We start from the raw sequence: 22,791 nt of genomic DNA on the forward strand, positions 1-22,791 counted from the left end.
TGTAAAAATTGTTTGACCAATTTTTTGTTATCATTAAATTGGGTTGCAAATGAAATGTTGGGCACACACAAGAGCCCCGCGATACCCGTTGATGATAGGTCGGTTATAAGCCATGACAGCTTCCCGTGACGACCACCCAGCGCATATCGACACAGATAAAGACGTCCGAGCCTATCAAGTCGTCGGCAATGCCCTGCTAGACCGGATTCGCGCTGGCGAATTCCGCGCGAGCGGCAAACTCCCTCCCGAACGCGAACTCGCCGAAATCTATGGGGTAGGCCGCGCCGTCATCCGCGACGCCCTGGTCATGCTCGAAGTCAAGGGACTGATCCAATCCCGCCAAGGCTCTGGGATCTACATAACGCGCCGAGCTTACCAAATCGAACCCGACGACAGCGCGAATCCAGCCCACACTCAGCCCCGGAACCATCTGCCCCCGGCCGGCCGCTCCGAACTGTTGCAGGCCCGGCAATGGCTAGAAAGCCATATGGCACGACTAGCGGCTACCAACGCCACCGATGATGACCTGGTCTCGATAGAACAGGCCTATGACGAGCACCGCAGGGCATATTTTGGTGAACCCAAGGAAAGTCTGGACATGATTTTCCATCTGTCCATCGCGCGCGCGACGCAGAATCCCGAACTCGTAAGTCTGGTCGACCAACTCTGGCTACGTCGCGAGAGCAATCCCGTCTGGAAAAATGTCTACGTCCCGGCGGCAGAGATGCAACTCCGCGATCGCTGGGTCCTCGATCATGACAGACTGGTCGATGCCCTGCGCCGTCGCGACGGCGACGCCGCCTATGTCGCCATGTGGCAGCACATCGAGAACGTCAAGACCTTCATCATGGCTATGGAGTCGCCGCCCGAAGACAGCGAGGCAAGACTTGCCCGACGCAATCTTAAGCTGACTGTTTAGAAATGTTCGCCCAGAACGATCAAAGTCAGTCTGACGAGCCCCGCAAGAGATGGCCGGCAATGTGGCCGTTCGACCATACCACGGACTGAAATAGGCGCTTCATTGGCCAACCAATAAAGCATTCGGGAACCCTTCTCGTTCATTTAGGCGCCGCGGGAGCAAACCAATATAGTATATTTGCAACATAGGCCGACCAATTCCTAGGCGCACGACAAGGGAATCCGGCCGCGTGATTTTCACTAATTCAATGATTTATAAGGTTTATATTTCAGCCTTCCGTTTGCGTCATCTCGTCCAATGACTCGGCCTGTCATCTAAGTGTTAAAAAAAAGACGTGGGCCACAATATTGAAATTGACAGGCCAATTTTGCGCCCATAGTCTCAAATTTGACAATTGGCGCGCCAATCTCCTCCCAACTGGTATTAGTGGCGCGAAAGGGGTCGTAGCAGACACGACCACGCCAAAGTCGCAACACGCCATGCCCGTGATTTTCACGCGAAGGCTCGGTTCGAGACACACTCAAAGGGGATATGATAATGACTTTTAAGAACTATGCCTTACTCAGCACGGCCTTGGCCGGCTTGCTGTCCGCCTCGTCTGTTTTGGCCCAGGATGCGGCACCCGCCGCTGAAGCGGCCCCGGCACCCGACGCCGCCACAGAAGTTGTCGTCACAGGTTTCCGCAAAAGCCTTGCCTCCGCACTCAACAACAAGAAGCGTGACGAACGCATCTCGGACGGCATTTCAGCCGAAGACCTTGGCAAGTTCCCGAGCGAAAACATAGCTGAAGCGATTCAGCGCATTCCGGGCGTCCAGATGGCCAATGTCAACGGCCGCGGCGCCACGATCAGTATCCGTGGCCTTGGGCCGCAATATGCCATGACCACGGTCAACGGCCAGACCTTTAAGAGCGCCGACTTTACCGACGGCTTCCGCTACGACATCATCCAGACCGAACTCGCCAGCAGCATTCAGGTCTACAAGTCGCCCTCGGCCGATATGGACGCCGGCGGTCTGGCCGGCACGGTCAATATCGAAACCGTCCACCCGCTCGATAGAAAGAAGCGCGAAATCGTCATCTCGGTCAAAGGTCAGCAGTCGCAGCTCTCCGGCGACGGCCTGACGCCAAAAGCCAGCATCTCGTATGTCGATCAGTTTGACGGCGGTAAACTCGGCGTCTTCTTGGGTGCCAACTATCAGGAACTGAGCGATCGCGCCGACTATCTGTGGATGGACCGCTGGACCACGCAGGCCGACGCCAACGGCGTATCCGTCGTCACCCCACGCCGCCTGCGCTATCGCCGCATTGACCGCGACACGCTGCGCCAGCAATTCAACGCCGCTATTCAGTATCGCCCGATCGATGGGCTCGAATTTGGCCTGACAGCGATCCACGCCAAGGACAATACGCGCTATGACGTCAACCAACAGGTTTTCCTGTTCAACACGGCCCGCATCAACATTCTGGAAAGCGACGGCCTGACCGCCACCAAGACAACGCAGACCAATTACACGCTGGAAAACAACCGTCAGCTTGAAACGCGCAACCTCTCCAGCGATGCCTTGACCGGCACCGTCAAATGGAGCGGCACCGAGAACTGGACCATGAAGGGCGTGCTGCACTATACGCAGGGCAAGGCGCGCCTGACCGAGGAAGCGGCTATTCTCGGCATCAATATCGCCTCGTCGACCCTCGACATCAGTGATCCGAGCGACATCAAGTTCACCACTTCGGTCGATCTGTCCGATCCAGCGAGCTATGAATACAGCCTCCTGAACCGCAACGAATATCCTGACGGCGCACAGCATTCCGACCACTCCGACGAAACCGCTGCTCAGGCCGACGCCACGCGCTGGATTGACAAGGGCATCCTGAGTTCGCTCACCTTCGGTGGCAAGCTCAAGCGCGAAACCCTCTCACGCTACTCGACCCGCCGCGATCTGGGCGGCAGCCTGGCCGAGGCCGATACGCCGGTCTTCGCGACCCACAATATCCCGGTCACCGATTTCCTTGATGGCAACAGCAGCATTGCCCATGCCTGGGTGGCGCCTGACATCCTCGCCTACCGCGAAACCTTCGCTGCGTCGGGCATCGATGTCCCGACCGTGTTCGATCCAGCCGGCTCCTATGACGTCAGCCGCAATATTTCGGCCGCGTATGTCATGGCTAACCTCAAGGGTGAAGTCTTCAACGTGCCCTTCCATGGTAATGTGGGCGTGCGCTACGAAGACACCAAGCAGGTCGTCAAAGGTTACCTGACCTCGGGCAGCAATGCGCTCAATGAGAACGTGGCGAATGTCATCGGCACCTATGAGACGCCGTCCGACTATTCGAACACCCTCCCCTCGGTCAACATGACCTTCGCCTTCACGCCCAACCTTTTGCTGCGTGCCGCCGCCGCTAAGGTGCTGGTCCGTCCGATCCTCGAACTCCAGCTCAAACCTGGCCACGACGGTCAGCAGCAGCACCGACTCCAACAATGTGACCAATGTCTCGGTGGCCCTGGCCGCCGCGACCCTGAAGCCTCTGACCGCCAACCAGTTCGATCTCGGTCTGGAATGGTATTATGGCGCCGGCAACGGCCTCAGCGTCTCCGGCTTCCTCAAGGACGTCAAGAACGGCACCTTCTCCGATATCGTTTGTCCAACGAGCTTCGAGGGCACGTCACTTTCGACCAACGCTGACGGCGACTGCGTATCGAGCACGGGCAGCGTCTACACCATCACCGAGACGCGGAACGATCCTTCGGTCGTCAAGATCAAGGGCTTTGAAGTCAACTGGCAGCAATCGTTCGACGACTGGCTCCCGGTCAAGGGCTTCGGCGTAATCACCAACTACACGCACGTCCAACCGTCCAGCAAGGGCACGACGGGTTTTCATCTGGCCAACCTGTCGGAAAACACCGCCAACGCCACCGGCTACTGGGAAAACAAAACCTTCAGTGCCCGTCTGTCGGCCAATTACCGTAGCGCCTACACCCAGACCAGCGCGGAAAGCTTCTTCGCCCGCGAAGGCCATACGATCGAGGGCCGCACCCTTTACGACATGACGCTCGGCTATACGATCAATGACCAACTCAGTGTCTCCTTCGGCGCCCTCAACATCACCAATGAGAAGGAAGAGGCTTACAAGGATATCGCAGGCCGCTGGCAGATGACCAGCGTCACTGGCTCATCCTATTATTTCAGCCTGCAGTACAAGATGTAAGCCAGGCTCGGCGAGACCGGCAGTGCCAACGCGGCCTCGTGCCTGATCTACATCTGCCGTCTCGACGGGGACGCGTTTTCCTCCCCCTCCCCGTCGAGACAGATACCATCCGGACTTTCAGCCCCCGTCTGAAGGTTCGGATGATCTGTCTTTTCCGGATTTCCGCCTTCAGATTCCGATGGCCAGACCATGCTACATCATGCACAGACGACAGCCCTAAACGGGCGCGTAATCTGCGCCATCGCTGACTTGCTGCTCGATCACGCCATGGATTAGAAGACCATTATCAAGCTATCAACCGCCGCCGGGCACCTGATGCGTTTACCTTAGGGCAAGATGAGCGACGGGTGCCTGAATACCGAAGAAACTTTACAAATCTGAAAAGATACTTGTAAAATATAAGCTCTCCTTTGGAGTATATCGGTGAGCAGCGCGTCCAGAAACCCTACAAACCGATTTTACCAGATGGCCGTCGACCGCCTGATTGAGGCGCGCAAAGCAAAATCCTGGAGTCAATATGATCTGGCAAAAGCGTGGAAGCGTCACCAGAGTATCATCGCCAAGGTTGAAACGGGTCAGCGCAGATTGGAACTGATCGAATTCATCGATCTTTGCGTCATACTGGATATTGACCCCGCCCCTCTCATCGCCCAGATCCACAATACGATGGGCGGTAAGGTCGAAAACGAGCGTGTCGCTTAGGCATAGAACGCATCTTACCAGGGAAAGCGCTTGCCAAAGAGTGAGCGATAGTGGTTGCGCTCAGCACCACTGAGCACCCTTTCGCTGAGCACCCGGCGCTCTCCATCGCAAATATCAGCCCATTTCAAGACCATGACCTCGGGGGCGCGACACAAAAACCGAAAGGTTTTACAGGTGTTTTCGCCATGACTGTTTACGCACTGGGGCTCCAGGTCAAGCCACCGGCCTTCACCCAGAAGGGCATTTAAATAGGTGATAATAGAACGATCGCCGGCCTCGTTCTTAGCCAAGGGAAGTCGGAATTCAATTTCGTAAATCACCCGCCTGATCTTTCAAGTATGACGCCGAAAAATAACATAGTACCAATTTCACTTGAATTAATTCGATAATCGAATTAGATGTAGCCATCCGCATCTTTCGCTCAGGGATTGAGCTTCGCGCTTGAGAAGATGAACGGATAAAGGGCGCTCCTACCTACGCGCTATGGCCGTTTTTGTGCGCTGCAAACGCTTTCAGCGTCAACGACCTTAGGCGTGAGCGTAGCGGTTGGGGTTATGGTTTGATCTTTTGGTATGCAGGCAGAGTGACGCGTGAAAACTGATATGCTCGCCCATAAGAAACTTGGGTCCGGCCACCCCGAAATCTCCCGCTTGCCTGTCCGATGGTGGCTTTGATGCCCTACAGTCGTAAGCTGAGCTCACTCCACGTGATTTCTCTGATGGAGAACCTGGGCGGACAGGGCAGGATTGAATTTTCCATTGCCTGCCCTGATGAGCCCGTTGTCTTGTCAAACGGGCTCAAACCCCTTTTGGCCTTGAGCCACTCTGATCCCGTCACCCTGGAAGGGGTCGCCGGCGCGATCCATGCCTCTGACCGGGCCCTGTTTATTTCCGACGTTACAGCCATGCGTCGCGGGCAGGAACCTCCCCCTAGGATATACCGCGTGGCGGCTTCGCTCGCACGCTCGCGCTACGTTTCTTTGACACCTCAAACTCTTATGAGTGACGATGGAGCAGTTCAAAAGATTGTCTGTCTGGTGCAGGATGCCAGCGCGACAGAAACGCTGCGGCGTTACCAGGCCTGCAGTGTCCAGTGCATCCGGACCGTCATGAGCTTTTTTGACATAGAATGCATCTGGCGCGCCGATTCCAGCGGTCGGCTCTTTGAACACGTGACGGCGGGCCATCTCGAAGGGGTGGCGCCTAATTTCGACCCTCTGCTGCCGGACTCGCTGCACCCGGATGACCGGGACAGGGCTCTGTCGACCATAGCCCAGGCCATGTCGACAGGAGAGGATTTTTGCATCAGCCTGCGCATATTTGGCGCCGATGGGGTTCCACGCACCTACTGCAAAAAAGGCATGCTGTTCAACAATGACCTTAAGGGTCCGGAATGGTGGGGACTGATTGTCGAAGAAAAAGCCTCGCCGCCCTTGACCAAGCTGGACCTGGGATGCGTCATTACGCTTGTCACCGGTGCGACCTTGAGAGCGCTGTGCAGCCTGGCGGCCTGCACCCACGACGAACTGGCACGCATGACCGGCCTGTCCCGTACCACGATTCATCGCATGTTTTCGACGAACGAACCGCTTGCCGGGGTCTTCAAGCATAAAACCGTTGAGCAGGTTGTGCGTATCTTTCCAAAATTCGGGATCCGCTTTTATATAGATCCCGATGGCCTCCTGGCCTTCTCACACCAAAATGTGCCGCACGCGCCTGGTAATGCACAGCACGCCTGACCCACGCGCCACCCCAACATGAGGGCGGGCCGGTGACAATTCGTTAAATCATCACCGGCCGGGGAGAGGTACGCTTACCAACTGTCACACTACGCTTACTGTTACGCTACTGCTAAGACGGGGTGCCCAGCCCGTCCGCCTCTCCGCTTCTTCCACCTGCCGCATCTACACTGACAGCAAGTTTCAGAAAGCTCTCAACGAATATATCCAGCCCCTTCAGCATCAGACCGACGGTCTCGGGCTGCTCCGCCTCCATCAGGCGTCCGAGGTGCAGGCATTCCTGACGCAGGGTGTCAAATTTCACTTGCGTCAATGCTGTCAACGTCGACCGCTCATCCAGCAGGTGCTGGTGGGAGATCCGTTTGGCGAGCCGCCGGGCGCCCGCTTCGGTCAAGGCAGAAGGATGAACGCAGACCTGCGCGGATGTCATGACCGTTTCCATCAGGCGGCCCTCACATTTGCCAGGAACTTGTCCATCTCGTGATGGAGTCGCTCAGCCTGTTCCGCCAGCTCACTTGACGAGCTAAGGACCTGCGCCGCCGCACTTCCGGTTTGTTCAGCGGCATCCGACACGCCACCAATATTGGCGGTCACCTCGGTCGTTCCCATGGAAGCCTGGTTGACGGCGTGAACGATCTCCTGCGTCGCCGCATTTTGCTGTTCAACAGCCGAAGCGATCGCGGTCGAGGCGCTGTTGATATGCGTAATGGTACCGCCGATGTTTTGCATCGCCTTGAACGCGCGGCTCGTGGCTTCCTGGATCTGCGCTATTTTCTCAGATATCTCCGTCGTCGCCTTGGCGGTCTGGCCGGCCAGCGCCTTGACTTCGGAGGCGACCACAGCAAACCCCTTGCCGGCCTCGCCCGCGCGCGCCAACTCAATGGTCGCGTTCAGGGCCAGGAGATTGGTCTGACTGGCAAGCCCGGAGATCATGTCGACAAAGCCACCAATACTGGCCGCCGCCTCGTTCAGTTCTTCGACGATGCGGCCGGCCTCGACCGCTTCCGTCATGGCCGTCGCCGAGATTTGCGCCGAGCTTTCCACCTGACGCCCGATCTCGGACACCGATGCGCCCAGTTCTTCCGTTGACGCCGCCACTGAGGCGACATTGGCCCCCGCCTCTTCCGCCGCCGTCGAGACAGCCAAAGACTGAGCCGATGCCTCATGCGCCGTGGCGCTCAATTGCTGTGCCGCCGCCTGAAGCTCCGTAGCAGCGCCCGATACCATGGTCACGATACCGCCAACGGATTTTTCGAAATCGTCAGCCAGATCGAGCATACCCTGACGCCGCTCCGCCTCAGCCTTTTCCTTGAGCTCGACCGCCGCAGCTTCCAGCTCGCGCGCCTTGAGCGCATTGTCCTTAAAGATGGCCAGACCCTTGGCGATATCGCCGCATTCGTCATGGCGTTCCGCACCGGTCACAACCGTATCCAGCCGGCCATCCGCCAGGCCGCGAAGCTGTTCGACAGAATGCGCCAGAGGCCTGGCAATGCCGAAGGTGGCCATAAGCCAGCCCACCAGCAAGCCGGAGAAGACACCGCACACCGCCACGATAATCATGATGATGCTTAAACGCTTGCTCTCAGCGACCGCCTTCTTGGCTGTCTCCGTGCCGCGGGCGTCCAGAGTGGCTTCATATTTCCTGACCAAATCGGCCAGCTTCTTCGCTCGTGTGCGATTGTCCACCACGGCCTGAGAAAGCCGTTGCTGTTCTCCATCAAGATGGGCCTTAGTCTTAACGTCCTCGGCCATGGCATAAACGCCCTTCATACCATCGAGATATTCGCTATAGGCATGCTTTATCTCTTCAAGCATGGCCTTTTCATTATCGTTCGCGACCTTACTTGACTGTTCGAGGCGCTCAGGGAAGTTTTTGTTCGCTTCTTCACTTACCTCACGGGCCGCCTGGATGGTTGTGTCTGTCGGGTCAGCAGCGATCTGGTATTCGGTGCGATTGGATCTGATAACATCCTGCGTCATGCGAGCACCCACAGTCGCAGCCGAACCCACGCGGTCCACCTCTGCAAGCGTTTCCGCCAGATGATTGAAATTGCTGACGCCAAAATAGGCGATAAAGGCCGTGATTGCACTTGTGATCCCCACAAGTATCAGCAACTTCATCTGCATCTTTATGTTGTTGAAGTTCATAAACGCTCTCCCATGATTGCGACAGCCAGGCCCGACCGCCACGTTTAAGCATGACCCCCAGGCCCTGCCCGATCAGGGTGAATCAACACGGTGAAAGCAGATTTAAGAAAACGGCCTCATGCTACCGCGTCAAGGCGCAAAAATTGACGCTCACAGGACCAATTTGAACGTGAGAAAATATCAGGACGCGTAAAATGTTACCTGATGCTTCATTTCTGACATCCTGGGCAAGCTCAAGGGTGATTCGACGGCGCAAGGTCTGCGACCGCGGCCATCACGCCAGATGGAGTTTGAAGCCCAGCGTCTCGGCGGCATCCCGGATGAAATCGGGCGCATCAGCGTCAGTGATCAGAACATCGATCTCACTGATATCGATAATGCGGTGAAGGCATATCTTGCCGAACTTCGACGCGTCGGTGACAGCGATCACCTGACGCGCCGTCTCGACCATCTTGCGGTTCAATTGCGCTTCCGGCTCATGGTGCGTGGTGATGCCCCGCTCGACGTCGAAACCATCGACACCCAGAAACAGCTTGTCGAGCAGCAGCTCATCGAGCGCCGCCACCGTCTGCGCGCCATAGAAGGCCATGTTCTTGCGGCGCAACTCGCCGCCCAGCATGATGATCTTTATCTTTCGTTTCTGCGCCAGGGCCGACAAGACACCGAAATCATTGGTGACAACGGTGATCTCCTCATCATCCGGCAGGAAACGGGCGATCTGCAGCGCCGTGGTGCCGGAATCGAGCATGATCGAATCACCCGGCTCCACCATGCTGGCCGCCAGTTGCCCGATCCGCTCCTTTTCCTCGGTGTGGATAACGCGCTTGGTCTCGATCGGCGGCTCGGCATTGACCGTCACCACTTCTGAGGAAATCGCGCCACCATAAGCGCGCGTGGCGATTCCGTGTTCCTCAAGATAGTGCAGGTCCTTGCGGATCGTCTGCATCGACACGCCGAACTGCTCGGACAGCGCCACCACCTGAACGCTGCCGCGTGATTTGAGCATGGATGTGATGTCACGCCGACGCTCGGAGGTGTCGCGCGTCAGTCTTACGGAATCTTCCGCCATAGTCATAACCTTCGTAAGGCGCACCCCGGCACGCCTGAAGTTTCGCTTATCACTCAATTGTGGAGGAATTTCAACCTCGCCGCCATTCCCAACGCGGCCGGAATAGGATCAGATACGAAAAATGTGTCAATTTTGCTTCGTTTTTGTTTCGAATGACATATAAAACGAAAGATAATGTAGACAGAAAAGCGAAACCGTACATAAATCGCAACATAAGGGAAGGCGCTGGCCCGCCCCGTTCGCGACATAAGGAGACACACCTATGCTGACCACGTCCCGATATCAAAAATGGCTCATATCCAGTGCGGCCGTCATGGCCCTCAGTTTCGCAGCCTCCCTCACCCAGGCCCAGGAGACAGCCCCCGCCCCTGAACCGGCAAGCGACGAGCCGATACAGGAGGTGGTCGTTGTGGGGGTGCGCGGCAGCGTCGCCCGCGCCGTCAAGCTGAAGCGGGACGCGACCACGGTTCAGGACTCGATCAGCGCCCTTGAACTTGGCATGTTCCCGGACGACAACGTCGCCGACTCGCTCAGCCACATCACCGGCGTATCTATTTCGCGCACGGCCGGTGGCGAAGGCCAGAAGGTCAGCGTCCGCGGTCTTGGGCCAGAATACACGCTTTCGACCTTCAACGGGCGCATCCTGGCCACCGACGGCGCCGGCCGTGACTTCGCCTACGACGTGCTGCCCTCTGACGTGATCAGCGGCGCCGACGTCATCAAGGGCGCCGAAGCCGCCAACACCGAAGGCGCCATCGGCGGCCTGATCAATCTGCGCTCGGCCAGCCCCTTCGACAAGCGCGGCCCGCACGGCATCGTCCGCATCGAAGGCGACCGCAACCAGATGTCGGAACTCGACGGCAAAAAGCTGTCGGGCGTCTACAGCACCACCTTTGCCGACGACAAGTTTGGCGTGTTGCTAGGTGTCGTCCTCGAAGAACGCGACGACCGCACGGATATAGCCGGCAATGACGGCGGCTGGACGCGCAATGCCGATCCAACGGACGAAAGCTGGCTGTGGGGCAATGCCTGGGGCGGCAGCATCGATCCCAACAATAACGGCGTGCTCGACGAAGACGAATATGGCCTGATTGCACCAGGACAGTTCCGCGTCGGCTCGATCCTCGAACAGAAGAAGCGCAGCGCCTACACAGCTAAGCTGGAATGGCGGCCGAACGATAATTTCCGTCTGGTGGTCGACGGCCTGACGACCAAGCTCGACTCGCCGCAGGTTGGCTATCAGCAGTCCTTCTACCCGCTATACGCGCCGGGGCGCTGGTCGAATATGGTGATTGAAAACGGCATCGTCACCAGCTTTGACATGGACAATACCGATCCGGAAATGCGCCTCAATCCGGAACTGCTCAATCAAACCTCCTACCGCGTCGTCGATACCAGCCTTTACGGCGTCAATGCGGCGTGGAGCGTCTCGGATAGCCTGACCCTGACCGGCGACCTCTATCGCTCGACCTCCTCACGTCATTCCGGTGGGCAGGACAGTTATGTCGTGCTGCGCATGAATCAGCCCAATACGGCCCATATCGAACTGACCGGTGCCTATGTCCCGAGCGTTACGGTCAACTTCGATGACGGCCGCGACCTCACCAGCGGTCTGGCAAACGGCCAATTCACCGATTCCGATTTCAACACCCACTACTTCTCGCTGGCCGGCGATAATATCGACGACGAAATCAACGGCGCGGCCTTTGCCGGCACATGGAAAGTCGGCAAATCATGGTTTGACAGCCTGGAATTTGGCCTCAACTACACTGACCGCAAGAAATCACGCGACCTCATCAACAACTCCCTGACCGGCGGCGCGGACTACTATTCCGGCAACAATGCCATCAATGTCGGCGATCTCAACGCCAATGTGATTTCGCACAGTTTCAGCCTGCCAAACTTCATGAGTGAGGTCAGCGGCAATTTTCCGCGTACCTTCCTGGCCTTCGATATCGCCAGCTATCAAAAGGCCCTGGCCGGTTATGATGGCAACCTGCGTCCGGATGGCGAGCCTTACGACTATGCAGCCGCCGCGCCGGTTTGGAATCCGCTGCAAAGCTATCGCGTCGGAGAAAAAACCTGGTCAAGCTATGTCCAGGCCAATCTCGAAGGCGAGCGCTGGAGCGGCAATGTCGGCGTGCGCGTCGTACAGACTAAGACGACCGCTCAGGCCTGGGACGCGAAGATCCTCGAGATCATTGAGAACGGTGCCTTCAACTATACCGCCGTCTATGCCGATCCGACCTCGGTGCAGCAGGACAACGACTACACCTACGTCCTGCCCTCGGCCAACCTGAACTACCGTATCACCGATGAGTTGCGGCTGCGTCTTGGCGCTGCCAAGACGATGGCGCGCCCGTCGGTCGAGATGCTGGCCCCGACCAATACCACCGAAAGCGTATCCTGGGGCGAGTTTACCCAGATATATGGTGGCAACGCCGCTCTGAAACCCTATTCGGCCGATCAGTTCGACGCGTCCTTGGAATGGTACTTCAGCAAGAACTCGATCCTCAACTTTGCCGCCTTCAGCAAGCACATCGAAGATCAGATCACCACGAGCTGGGAACCCGGTCAGGACATCGGCGTACCGGGCCACCTCTTCAATATCAGCCGTCCGATCAATGGCGATTACGCCAAGGTTAAAGGAATCGAAATCGGCCTGCAACACTTCCTCGACAACGGCTTCGGCGTGCGTGCCCAATATACCCGCAACTGGTCCAGAAGCTGGGTCGGCGATGAAGAGCGGCCGCTCGAAGGCATAGCCCCTTCGGTCTACTCTCTGGGTGTTTTCTATGACCACGGCAAGGTGTCGCTGAGCCTCACCGGTGACCATACCGATGGTTTTGTCACGGCGATCAATGTGCTGGGCGCCGGTTATAACGAGGAGGCCGATCCGATCACGTGGGTTACGGCCCACGCCTCTTACAAGATCAACGACAACCTCGATATCACCCTTGAAGGCCAGAACCTTCTCGATGAAGCCAATACCTACAGCATCAACGGCAACCCGTTGCTCCCGCAGGGTTATTACCGCTACGGCGCCTCTTACAAGCTGGGCGTAAGCTACAGGTTCTAAGGCGGCTGCCTGATGGCCTTTTCCCAGTGGCCTTCAGACGTTTCGGTAAATGTAGCGCCAGGCGCGTGTCCGGTATCCGGCGCGCGCTTTTTTATGCACTAGGGCAACGCCTCTCGGACGGGAATATAATCAGGTTCTAAGGCTTTCATGATGTAAGGCGGGGCGGAGGTCAGCCACTGTGTTGACTGCTGTAGAGTGTTTCAAGGGAGTCGAAGAGCTTCACAGGTTTGGGTCTTATGAAAGATTCGAATCTCGGAAGGAGCGCTGCCACGACCTGGTCGACGGCCCTGTTTTGACACAGCGATACAATTTCATTTAAGTGGGGTCGCAGATCTTTCGAATTTTCTTCCATGTTATATTCGCTTTCTAGCGGCCGGCGGTCTTCAATCAAGGTCAAGCGCGGTTTGAGATGCGCCTGCACAGTGACGCCGGTCGACTTTCCGGAAGGCAGGCTTAGATATCCCGTGTAAAGAGCCAGCCTCAGGTGCCTGAATTGGGTGACGCTTAGCTTCAAACCGGGTAATTGGGGTAAGGTGGCGTCGTTACCCGCAACCAGCGCAAGTAACAAGTTGGTTGCCAGGTGCCAGGTCTGGCCGATAGTGATCACGCTGTCCCGCTTTTTTGGGGTTCGTCTGTAGCGCTCTGAAAAGCTGGGGTAGGTTTTGGCGAACAGAGGTAGAGTAATGTCTCGTGTGTACGGGCGATTAAATTTGGTGGAGCGTGGGGATTGAAGGCGGCTATTCTTGACTGTCTGGTATACTGAACATAGCCGCTGCGTTTCACAGACCCGGATAGCGCTACCTTCTCCCAGAATGGCATGATCTTCGTTACTGGCCGTAAAATCGCTGCGTGGCGTGCAGATATACAGGGTGTCGCCAATCTGGCCAGCGGTAAGAACTTCATAGTCGGCCTTGGCGCCCTTAAGGACGAACCGGGTATGGCATCGACAGACGCCAAGATCGCTTGAGGTATTTTGATACAGCATCCCGGTGGGAAAGAGGAATGGGTAGCTGTTAGCTACCAGATGGCTAACCGTTGGTTTTTAAAGATTTTTGTCGTCCCTTCCCTTCCCTTCCCTGTCCTGTCCTGTCCTGCCGTCCAGAATGTGGCTATTGGGTGGAAGGGTCGTGACGGGAACACAGGAGATCAAACACAACCCGCCAAGTGGATCAGCCTGTGGATGCGGATTTTTGCCTGAGGTGTTTTGGGTTTTAACGGCATAGATAGGGAAACACGCCGTTCCCATCCATTCGCCAACCTACCAAATAGCTATCCGGGAGCTACCAGAGAGCCCCCCGCAAAGCGGCCTGGTAGCTATGGGACAGCTATCCGGCAGATATGTGAGAGCTACGGTCTAGCCTTCGGTTAGCTTTCCGCTACCTGTTAACTATCCGTTAGCTCTCCTGCAGCTACCCCTTAGCTAACCGCTAGCCTTCCAATAGGGAATCACTTTAAAGCTGATAGCTAGCCGATAGCTACAGACCTGAATCCGGACAGCCCCTTCGACAGCGTTTCAAGACGAGGACTTCACTATGCCTGTAATCTCATTCATCTCGCCGAAGGGCGGGGTCGGCAAGACAACCGCCGCCACCCTGCTGGCCACCCAACTGGCGCGTAAGGCGCGGGTCATTATCATTGACGCCGACCCAAACCGCCCCATCGCCGCCTGGTCGCAGCTCAAGGGCTGCCCGGACAACATCTCCATCGTGTCCGACGCCAACCAGGAAAATATCCTCGACAAGATCGAAGAGGCCCATGCCACCGCGCCTTTCGTCGTGGTCGATTGTGAAGGCACCGCCTCGCTCACCGTGGCCTACGCCATCGGCGCCTCCGATCTCGTGGTCGTGCCGACGCAAGGCTCACAGCTGGACGCCAAGCAAGCTGCCAAGGCCTTGAAGTCTTATCAAGAATACCGAGCGTCAAAGCCGCCGGCCTATCCCGCATTTCGTGCTGCTGACCCGCACCAATCCGGTCATCAAGCCGCGCACCCTCACCAGCATCCACGAGCAGTTGCGCGACCATGGTGTCAACCTGTTCCACACCCAAATGCACGAACGCGAGGCCTTCAAGGCCATGTTCTCGTTCGGCGGTACCCTGGAAACCCTCGATCGCGCCCAAGTCAACAATATCGACAAGGCGATCCTCAATGCGCGCGATTTCGCCAGCGAGGTGGTCGACATCCTGAAAGCGGCACAAAACGCGGAAGGGGAGGGCGCACACCTGGCCGCCACCTCCGCGCCCATGACATCCTCGAAGGTGGCATAAGATGAGCACCGACACACACGCCCAGCGCGCCTCAATCTTCGACGATGACCTCGATCTCGACCTGTCGTCCTTCACCCCGCGCGGCGTCACCACGGAACGGCCGGACAAGGACGCCCTGCGTACCGTCGCTGAAGCGCGCGGATTCTCCAGCCGTGAACCCTTAGCCGCGCCCGCACCGGAACCGCTTGCCGAGCCGCAATTGCAGCGCCGCTACCGCACAGGGCGTAACCGCCAGCTAAATCTCAAGGTGACCGACGATGCGCTGCGCCGTTTCTACGCTCTGGCGGACGCACAAGGCCTTGTTTTGGGTGAGGTTTTCGAGCAGGCGGTCATCGCTCTCGAAGGCGCGCTGGAACGCGGCGAAACGCCTGGTCGTAAATAATGTCCAGGCGCCATGCAGAAAGCCAGTTCGACCTGTTTATCCCGCTGATCAGTGACCTGTCGCTGAAGGATCAGCGCGAGATCATGGAGCGGCCATTCTTCTCGCTCGCCAAGCGCAAGCGACTGAAACCGATCGAATATACCAGCCCCGATGGCGACACCTGGGTCAAGGTCTCCGGCAATGCCGAATTCGGCATCGCCACCATCTGGGACGCTGATGTCATGATCTGGGCGGCGTCGCAGCTCAACCGCATGAAGGAGCAGGGGATCAATGACCTGCCACGCACCCTGCGGACGACCTCCTACGACCTTCTGAGGGCCATCAAACGCGATACCGGCGGCAAGTCCTACCAGGAGCTGCACGCCGCCCTGCAGCGTCTGGAATCGACCACCATCCAGACCTCCCTGCGCGCACCCAAGCGCAAGGACAAGGCGCAGTTCGGCTGGATTGACGCCTTCCAGCTTGAGGTGGACCCCGAAACCGAGGCGCCCCGCGGCATTTCGATCACGTTGTCTGACTGGGTCTATCAGGGTATCGTCACCGACAAGGCGCTGCTCACCATGCACCAGGACTATTTCCTCCTGACCGGCGGCATGGAACGCGCACTCTACCGCGCGGCCCGCAAGCACGCCGGCGAACAGGAGCAGGGCTGGACCTGCCGCGTCTCGCTTTTGCATGAAAAAACAGGCTCTGACAGCCCTCTCAAGCAGTTCACCTACCTGCTCAAACGCGTTGTCGCCAAGAATGCCCTGCCCGAATATGTGATGACCTTCACCAAGGTGGCCGATGGCTCACCGGCCGTGCATTTCATCCGTCGCGATATCGAAATGCGCGCCAGCGTGAGGGAAGATTTCAAGCGTATGGAACGTCAGAACGCGGAGGACCGCCGCCGTCTTGAAGTCGACAGCGTTTAAGCATTAAGACTTGACGCGGATAAGGTGGGTTTTGATCGGGGGAACGGTGACCGATTCGCCTGATGGCTATCGGGGGATTAGTGACCGGATTGACGGGGGATCAGTGACCGATTCGCTCCGTTTGAGTCGGGGGAACGGTGACCAGATGGCCTTAGCCGTGCGAAAAGGGGGGAGAAAGCCATTTTGCCGGCTCAAATTCGGCCCATCGGGGGATCAGTGACCGGTTGGAACGCGGTCTTGGCTGCAAAAGCCGCCCCTGGAACCCCTTTATCCTGTGGATATCAACCACCGATTCGCCCACAGGCCACGGGGGATGGGTGACCCGGACCACGGGGGATCAATGACTATCAGACGGGGGATTAAAGACGGATGCACGGGGGATCAAAGACCGCACTGTTTCGCAAAGCCTTGCTCTATAAGGTTTTGCGAGGGGTCTTTCCGCTCTTAACTTACTTAACTTGACTCTATAACAGAGTCTTCTAACGCTATGGAGATATGAGGAAATTTCAGCGCCCGCTCGCCTTGGCCGACCTAGAAGAGGGTCGCCAAGGCGCGAACATTAAAGAAGGTCGGTTATAAGCCAGGTCACAGCCTTTTTAGCCACACTACACTCTAATGGGAAGAAACCCTGTGAAGACACCTCACACCAGAACCAGCAAGATGTCTCCGCGTGACAGAAAGACCAGGGAACCAGCTGTGATAAGCCGTACACTACGATAATTGACTTCGTAGGATAATTGTACTGCGCGCGCATGAATGTGTTTTGTAGGCTGGCTGAAGACCACCCTATGCCCTGAAGGCCGCCTGTCAGACCGCACTACAGACGGTGCTAAATGGAAAGAAGTCATTGATCAGTCACTCAGGCAACAGCCTGAGCTCAGGTACCTGCTTCAGACCATGTAAAGGCTCAAGCGTAGCGGCTTAGGCTCAGGTCACCGGTTTCGATCTCAGGCGTAACACCGCTGATCAGGTCGGCCAGAACACGCGCCGATCCACAAGACATCGTCCATCCCAGCGTGCCATGGCCGGTGTTGAGATAGAAGTTCTTGTAGCGCGTCGCTCCAATAACGGGCGTACCGTCAGGGGTCATTGGGCGCAGACCCGACCAGAACTTGGCCTGGGACTGATCGCCGGCGCCGCCAAACAGACCCTCAACCGATTGGGTGAGGGTGGCCTGACGGGCAGGCGGCAGATCCGTACTGAAGCGGGCGATCTCCGCCATGCCACCGATACGGATACGGTCACCCAGACGGGTGATCGCCACCTTATAGGTTTCATCCATAACCGTCGAGACTGGTGCCTTGGCCGCATTGATGATCGGCACGGTCAGGGAATAGCCCTTGACCGGATAGACCGGCAGATCGAGCCCAAGCGGTCTCACCAGTTTAGGCGTATAGCTGCCAAGCGCACCGACGAACAGATCGGCCTCGATATCGCCGTTTGAGGTCTCAACGGCGACGACGCGCGTGCCCTCATGGCGCAGGGCGCGGATATCGACATTGTAGAGGAAGGTGACACCTAAGGCGGCCGCACGTTCGGCCAGGCCGGTCGTGAACTTGTAGCAGTCGCCGGTCTCATCATTAGGCAATCGCAGGCCGCCGACGATCTTACTGGCGTCGATGCCCGGTTCGGCCCTGGCGCAGCCAGCCGCGTCCAGAATCTCGAACGGTACGCCGCCGGCGCGCAAGACCTCGACATCCTTGCCGATAGTGTCCATCTGCTGTTGCTTGCGGAACACTTCGAGTGTGCCCTGCATGCGTTGGTCGTACTGAATGCCGGTCTCTTCGCGTAAGTTTATCAGGCAGTCGCGCGAATATTCAGCCAGACGCACCATGCGGCCCTTGTTGAGCGCATAGCGTGCCTTGGTGCAATTGCGCAGCATCGCCATCATCCAGCGGACGGTGTCGGGATCGACGGTTGGCCGCACGATCAGGGGGGCATTTTCCATGAACAGCCACTTGAGCGCTTTTTGCGGAATGCCGGGCGCTGCCCACGGCGAAGAATAGCCTGGCGAAACTTCGCCGGCATTGGCGAAACTGGTCTCCAGCGCCGCGCCCGCCTGGCGGTCGATGACCGTGACCTCATGACCAGCTTTTGCCAGATACCAGGCTGACGTGACACCGATAACGCCGGCGCCCAAAATGACGATCTTCATGCGAACCCCGATAATTTAAAGATATTCACGATGGAATCTACGACCAAGCGAGGTCAGGATTTCATAGGAGATGGTGCCGGCATCGGCGGCGATGGCGTCGAGCGACTGGTGCGGCCCGATCAGTTCGACGAAGCGCCCCGCGACAAGCCTGCCGTCCGCAAGCGCGCTGATATCAAGAATGATGCTGTCCATCGAGACACGGCCGACGATGGGCAAACGCACATCACCAAACCAGGCCGCGCCGCGCGGGCTTAAAGAACGCGGCAGGCCATCGGCATATCCGGCGGCAATGGTGGCCAGCCGCATCTCTGTAGCCGCGACATAGGTGCCACCATAGCCGATGTGGGTACCGGCAGACACGGTGCGCGTCTGGATCACCGCCACATGCAGGCCGACAACCGGCTGCATCGGGTTAAGACGCGTGTCATGGGGCGCGCCGCCATAGAGGGCGACACCGGGACGGGCGAGTTGGTAGCGGAACTCTGGCGAAAGGAAGAGGCCGCCGGAATTGGCAAAACTGACGGCGGCGTTTGGGAACTGGGCGCTGATCTCACGCATCACGGCAAGCTGGCCCTGGTTGGCCGAATGAGACGGTTCGTCGGCGCAGGCTAAGTGGCTCATCAGAAAGCGGACGTCGAGATGCGCCTTGATCGCTTCACAATCGAGGCCTTCGCGTTCTTCGGGTGACAGGCCCAGCCGCGACATGCCGGTGTCGAATTGCAGGACGGCGGGGAGACGCTCTCCACGCGACGCCGCCAGTTCGAGCCAACGGGCGATCTGATCGGCGGAATTCAGCACGGGGATAATGTTCTGGTCCGCGCACGCGGCCTCGGTGCCGGGCATCAGGCCGTTAAGGACATAAAGGCTGGCATCGGCGGGCAGGCGCGGGCGCAAGCTGAAGGCCTCGCAGGCGTGGGCGACGAAAAAATCACGACAGCCGGCCTGATAGAGCACCGGCGCGACCTTATCCGCACCGATGCCATAGGCGTCGGCCTTGACCACCGCGCTGACCCGCGCCTCGCCGGCCTGTTTTTGCAGCAGCAGATAATTGGCGCTAAGGGCGCCGAGGTCGAGGGTCAGATAACCGCCCGTGCCCTTGGTCAGGGCTTGTTTTTCGACGTTGGTGAAGGTTGAAAAATCGGTCGTCATCGGCAGGTTTCCGGGGAAGCGGTCGAATCAGCCTATGTCAGAGCCGGCGGGATTGCCTGTCTTAATGTGCGCGAACTTGCGAAAACCCTTGGGCAAATGTGGAAATTTGCTCAAATCCGGACAAAATTTTTGCGCAGCGGCATTTCAACGACCCCTCCGTCTTGGCAAGTCCGCCACAGGGGCTTAATCGAGCATCATGGATACGATACCGCGCATCGCCCTTATGACCGCCTTCGAGCCGGAGTGGAACCAACTCATCCACCGCGTCGAACGGCAGGAACATCACCGTTTCAAGGGGCTGAGCTGTGTCACCGGCGTGCTGGAGGGCCGTGAGGTTGTGCTGAGCATGAGCGGTATGAGCATGGTCAATGCCGCCATGACGACGCAAGGCTTGCTCGACCGTTTTACCGTCACACACCTGATCTTTACCGGTATCGCTGGCGGGCTTGATCCCTTGCTCCGTGTCGGCGATGTGGTGGCGCCGGCGCGCTGGGCCCAGTCACTGGAAATCATCATGGGTCGTCAGGTGGCGGAGGGGTTTGCAAAGCCGGACTGGCTGACCTGGGCGCCGGATATGCCGGCCTTTGGCATGATGCTGCCCAATACGGTTATCGTAGGCACGGGTGCACACCCTGCCAAACCGCGCGTCTGGTTCGAAGTCGATCCGTTCATGCTTGAGGTGGCGCAAGGTCTGGAAGATATCGTGTTGTCAGCGCAAACCCCGGACGGGCGCAGCCTTGATCATGTGCCAGCCTTTGTGGTCGGTGGCGCCGGTGTCTCCTCCAGCGCCTTTATCGACAATGCCGATTACCGCGACTACGTGTTCGAAGCCTTTGAGGCGCGCGTCGCCGACATGGAAAGCGCCGCCGCCGCCCACATCGCCTACGCCAACGACATACCGTTTATCGCCTTTCGCAGCCTGTCCGACCTGGCGGGCGCGGAACACGAAGCCAATGAAATGAACGTCTTTATGAGCCTCGCCGCCGAAAATTCGATGCGCGTGGTGTGCCGCTTTCTGAAAGCGCTTCCCTAGGCGTTTACAAATAAAATATACGGTATACTGTTTGCGTTGTGCCTTGGAGGAGACGCAAAATCATGACCGCCTTGCCCAAATCGATCGCTCTGGCCTGTGTGCTTGCCATCACGGCTGTCGCCGCGGCATCCGCCCTGCCGGCGCAGGCCGAAACGACCGCGCCCGTATCGGCCGATGCCGCCTTCAAATCCATCTACAAAACGGAGTGGGCCTGGCGCAAAGCCCTGACCGACGATGATGAAGACGATGGCGAAGACAAGGTGCGCGCGCGCTTCCCCGATGTGTCCGAGGCGGCACAGGTGGCGAAGCTGGCCTACTGGACCAAGGTGTTGTCGCAACTCGATACCATTGACGTCAAGGCGTTGTCGGCGGAGGCGCAGGTCAATTACACCGTCTATCGCAACCAGATCGAAACCCTGGCGGCGCGTCAGCGGTTACGTGGCTATGAGATGAACTTCGGCTTCTGGAGCGGACTGTCCTATGCCGCGCGCAAGACCCTGCGCACCGAGCAGGATTATCGCAACTACATCGCCTATCTTAACGATGTGCCGCGCTACTTCGACCAGAGCAGCGACGCTCTGCGCGCCGGTCTGAAGCGCGGTTTCACGCCGTCGAAGGTCTCTCTGCAGGGACGTGATTCATCGATCGCCATCGCTTTTGAGAACAAGACGCCGGAACAAACCGTCTTCTACACGCCATTTCTCACCATGCCGGCCAGTATCCCGGCCGATAAACAGGCGGAACTGAAAAAACTCGGCATCGAGGCCATTACGAAAAGCGTCATCCCGGCGCACAAGAGACTGCTGGCCTTTGTGCGCGACGACTATATCCCCCACGCGCGCACGACCATTGCGGCGTACGATCTGCCGGACGGCAAGGCCTATTACCACTCGCTGATCCGCGAATATGTGACGCTTGACATGACGCCCGACCAGATCCACCAGATCGGTCTGGCCGAGGTTGCCGGTATCAAGGCCGAAATGCAGGCGATCATGACCGAGGTCAGGTTCACTTCAGCTTCTGGGGACGACCTTCAGGCCTTCAACACCTTCCTGCGTACCGACCCGCAATTCTACGTTACCACCCCGCAGGCGTTCCTTGATCGCGGCGCCTGGATATCGAAGGAATTCGACGGCAAGGCGAAGGACTATTTCGGCCGTCTGCCGCGTATGCGCTTCGCCGTCATCCCGACGCCCGACGCCATCGCGCCCTTCAACACCGGTGGCAATGGCGGACCGGGGGTGCTGATCCTCAACACCTATAACCTTCCGTCGCGTCCGCTCTACACCCTGCCGGCCCTTGTGTTGCACGAAGGCGCGCCGGGGCACGCCATGCAGATGCCATTGGCCCTGGAAAACGAAGACCTGCCGGCCTTCCGCCAGTCGACCTATATCTCCGCCTATGGCGAGGGCTGGGCGCTGTATTCTGAGCGTCTCGGTGTCGAGATGGGGATGTATCACACGCCCTATGAGCGGTTTGGCATGCTGACCTATCAGATGTGGCGCGCCTGCCGGCTTGTAGTCGACACCGGCATGCACGCGCAAGGGTGGACGCGCGACCAGTCGATCGCTTACCTGCGCGACAACACCGCCCTCTCCGAACACGAGATCACGACCGAAATCGATCGTTACATCAATACGCCTGGTCAGGCGCTGTCCTATTATATCGGCGAGATGACCATCTGGAAGGTCCGCCACAAGGCCGAGGCCGCTTTGGGCGACAGATTCGATATTCGCGCCTTCCACGACACCGTGCTGGAGCTGGGATCTGTCCCTCTGCCGGTGCTGGAAGCCCGTATCGACCGTTTCATAGCTGAGGGCGGCAAGGGCCCTTACCCCGACAAGAAAGCGAATGCCGATGACTAGATATGCCCTGACCCTGGCCATGTGTCTCCTCATGAGCGGCACCGCTCACGCCGCGCTGGCCGCGCCCGTCACCGCCACCTGTCAGGCGCCCGCCGATCGGCTGATGAGCGCAGTCGTTTCGGATTATGAAAAGCTGGCCGCTTCACGCGATCCTTTGCGCGAAAG

18 protein-coding genes and 2 pseudogenes (1 of these 20 running past the window's edge) are annotated in these 22,791 nt (G+C 58.1%); 13 read left to right on the forward strand and 7 right to left on the reverse strand.

The genetic code is table 11. From position 1 onward, the window contains the following. The first annotated feature begins 112 nt into the window (after positions 1–112). From ABQ278_RS20895 to ABQ278_RS20910, 4 genes and pseudogenes are all read left to right on the forward strand, one after another. Positions 113–919: an FCD domain-containing protein gene (locus ABQ278_RS20895; protein WP_349322948.1), complete on the forward strand. Its 807-nt coding sequence runs from the start codon at positions 113–115 to the stop codon at positions 917–919. Between the two features lie 537 nt (positions 920–1,456). Then, positions 1,457–3,289: pseudogene (locus ABQ278_RS20900) on the forward strand (TonB-dependent receptor); the annotation flags it as partial. A 127-nt stretch (positions 3,290–3,416) separates the two neighbouring features. Beyond that, positions 3,417–4,127 carry a TonB-dependent receptor domain-containing protein gene (locus tag ABQ278_RS20905; protein WP_349322949.1) on the forward strand — a complete coding sequence of 237 codons (711 nt, stop codon included), beginning with the start codon at positions 3,417–3,419 and terminating at the stop codon, positions 4,125–4,127. Positions 4,128–4,592: 465 nt separating this feature from the next. Beyond that, on the forward strand, positions 4,593–4,829 hold the full coding sequence (locus ABQ278_RS20910; protein WP_349322950.1) for a helix-turn-helix transcriptional regulator: 237 nt from the start codon (positions 4,593–4,595) through the stop codon (positions 4,827–4,829). 14 nt (positions 4,830–4,843) lie between these two features. On the opposite strand, the gene ABQ278_RS20915 is transcribed toward ABQ278_RS20910, so the two are convergent. Continuing rightward, positions 4,844–5,149: a hypothetical protein gene (locus ABQ278_RS20915; protein WP_349322951.1), complete on the reverse strand. Its 306-nt coding sequence runs from the start codon at positions 5,147–5,149 to the stop codon at positions 4,844–4,846. A gap of 353 nt (positions 5,150–5,502) precedes the next feature. On the opposite strand from ABQ278_RS20915, the gene ABQ278_RS20920 reads away from it, so the two are divergent. Next, positions 5,503–6,567 carry a hypothetical protein gene (locus ABQ278_RS20920; RefSeq protein WP_349322952.1) on the forward strand — a complete coding sequence of 355 codons (1,065 nt, stop codon included), beginning with the start codon at positions 5,503–5,505 and terminating at the stop codon, positions 6,565–6,567. A 112-nt stretch (positions 6,568–6,679) separates the two neighbouring features. Here the strand turns inward: ABQ278_RS20920 and ABQ278_RS20925 are convergent, their stop codons facing one another. The 3 genes from ABQ278_RS20925 to agaR form a co-directional block, all read right to left on the reverse strand. Further along, the gene (locus ABQ278_RS20925; protein WP_349322953.1) at positions 6,680–7,009 is read right to left on the reverse strand and encodes a hypothetical protein; all 330 of its coding nucleotides are present in this window, start codon (positions 7,007–7,009) and stop codon (positions 6,680–6,682) included. Further along, a complete protein-coding gene (locus tag ABQ278_RS20930) occupies positions 7,009–8,715 on the reverse strand; it encodes a methyl-accepting chemotaxis protein (protein ID WP_349322954.1) in 1,707 nt (568 codons plus the stop codon). The genes ABQ278_RS20925 and ABQ278_RS20930 overlap by 1 nt, the downstream gene beginning before the upstream one ends. Before the next feature lie 274 nt (positions 8,716–8,989). After that, positions 8,990–9,784 carry a transcriptional repressor AgaR gene (gene agaR / locus ABQ278_RS20935; RefSeq protein WP_349322955.1) on the reverse strand — a complete coding sequence of 265 codons (795 nt, stop codon included), beginning with the start codon at positions 9,782–9,784 and terminating at the stop codon, positions 8,990–8,992. A gap of 262 nt (positions 9,785–10,046) precedes the next feature. On the opposite strand from agaR, the gene ABQ278_RS20940 reads away from it, so the two are divergent. Beyond that, positions 10,047–12,863, forward strand: coding sequence for a TonB-dependent receptor (locus ABQ278_RS20940; RefSeq protein WP_349322956.1), 2,817 nt, complete (start codon positions 10,047–10,049; stop codon positions 12,861–12,863). 169 nt (positions 12,864–13,032) lie between these two features. Here ABQ278_RS20940 and ABQ278_RS20945 read toward each other — a convergent pair whose 3' ends face one another. Next, a complete protein-coding gene (locus tag ABQ278_RS20945) occupies positions 13,033–13,470 on the reverse strand; it encodes a hypothetical protein (RefSeq protein ID WP_349322957.1) in 438 nt (145 codons plus the stop codon). Between the two features lie 210 nt (positions 13,471–13,680). Between ABQ278_RS20945 and ABQ278_RS20950 the strand changes: the two genes are divergently transcribed. From ABQ278_RS20950 to ABQ278_RS20965, 4 genes and pseudogenes are all read left to right on the forward strand, one after another. Then, complete coding sequence (locus tag ABQ278_RS20950) at positions 13,681–13,830, forward strand: hypothetical protein (RefSeq protein WP_349322958.1); 150 nt, start codon at positions 13,681–13,683, stop codon at positions 13,828–13,830. Between the two features lie 565 nt (positions 13,831–14,395). Next, a pseudogene (locus ABQ278_RS20955) lies at positions 14,396–15,128 on the forward strand (ParA family protein). A gap of 1 nt (position 15,129) precedes the next feature. After that, positions 15,130–15,510, forward strand: a complete 381-nt coding sequence (locus tag ABQ278_RS20960) for a stability/partitioning determinant (protein ID WP_349322959.1) — start codon at positions 15,130–15,132, stop codon at positions 15,508–15,510. Next, complete coding sequence (locus ABQ278_RS20965) at positions 15,510–16,424, forward strand: replication initiator protein A (RefSeq protein ID WP_018084104.1); 915 nt, start codon at positions 15,510–15,512, stop codon at positions 16,422–16,424. The genes ABQ278_RS20960 and ABQ278_RS20965 overlap by 1 nt, the downstream gene beginning before the upstream one ends. Before the next feature lie 907 nt (positions 16,425–17,331). Here the strand turns inward: ABQ278_RS20965 and ABQ278_RS20970 are convergent. Next, the gene (locus ABQ278_RS20970; protein WP_349322960.1) at positions 17,332–18,579 is read right to left on the reverse strand and encodes a D-amino acid dehydrogenase; all 1,248 of its coding nucleotides are present in this window, start codon (positions 18,577–18,579) and stop codon (positions 17,332–17,334) included. 15 nt (positions 18,580–18,594) lie between these two features. After that, positions 18,595–19,728, reverse strand: a complete 1,134-nt coding sequence (gene alr / locus ABQ278_RS20975) for an alanine racemase (RefSeq protein ID WP_349322961.1) — start codon at positions 19,726–19,728, stop codon at positions 18,595–18,597. 196 nt (positions 19,729–19,924) lie between these two features. Between alr and ABQ278_RS20980 the strand changes: the two genes are divergently transcribed. The 3 genes from ABQ278_RS20980 to ABQ278_RS20990 all read left to right on the forward strand — a co-directional run. Further along, positions 19,925–20,761 (forward strand): 5'-methylthioadenosine/S-adenosylhomocysteine nucleosidase, encoded by an 837-nt coding sequence (locus ABQ278_RS20980; RefSeq protein ID WP_349322962.1) that lies wholly within the window; start codon positions 19,925–19,927, stop codon positions 20,759–20,761. 62 nt (positions 20,762–20,823) lie between these two features. Further along, positions 20,824–22,626: a DUF885 family protein gene (locus ABQ278_RS20985; RefSeq protein WP_349322963.1), complete on the forward strand. Its 1,803-nt coding sequence runs from the start codon at positions 20,824–20,826 to the stop codon at positions 22,624–22,626. Beyond that, a protein-coding gene (locus ABQ278_RS20990) for a DUF885 domain-containing protein (RefSeq protein ID WP_349322964.1) crosses the window boundary here: on the forward strand, positions 22,613–22,791 show its 5' end (the start). Its footprint extends 1,618 nt past the window's final position; 179 of the gene's 1,797 nt are visible here — the first part of the coding sequence; it begins with the start codon at positions 22,613–22,615; its stop codon lies beyond the right edge, outside the window. Before ABQ278_RS20985 ends, ABQ278_RS20990 begins: the two co-directional genes overlap by 14 nt.

This window comes from Asticcacaulis sp. MM231, assembly GCF_964186625.1.
In the GTDB taxonomy this organism is placed as follows: domain Bacteria; phylum Pseudomonadota; class Alphaproteobacteria; order Caulobacterales; family Caulobacteraceae; genus Asticcacaulis.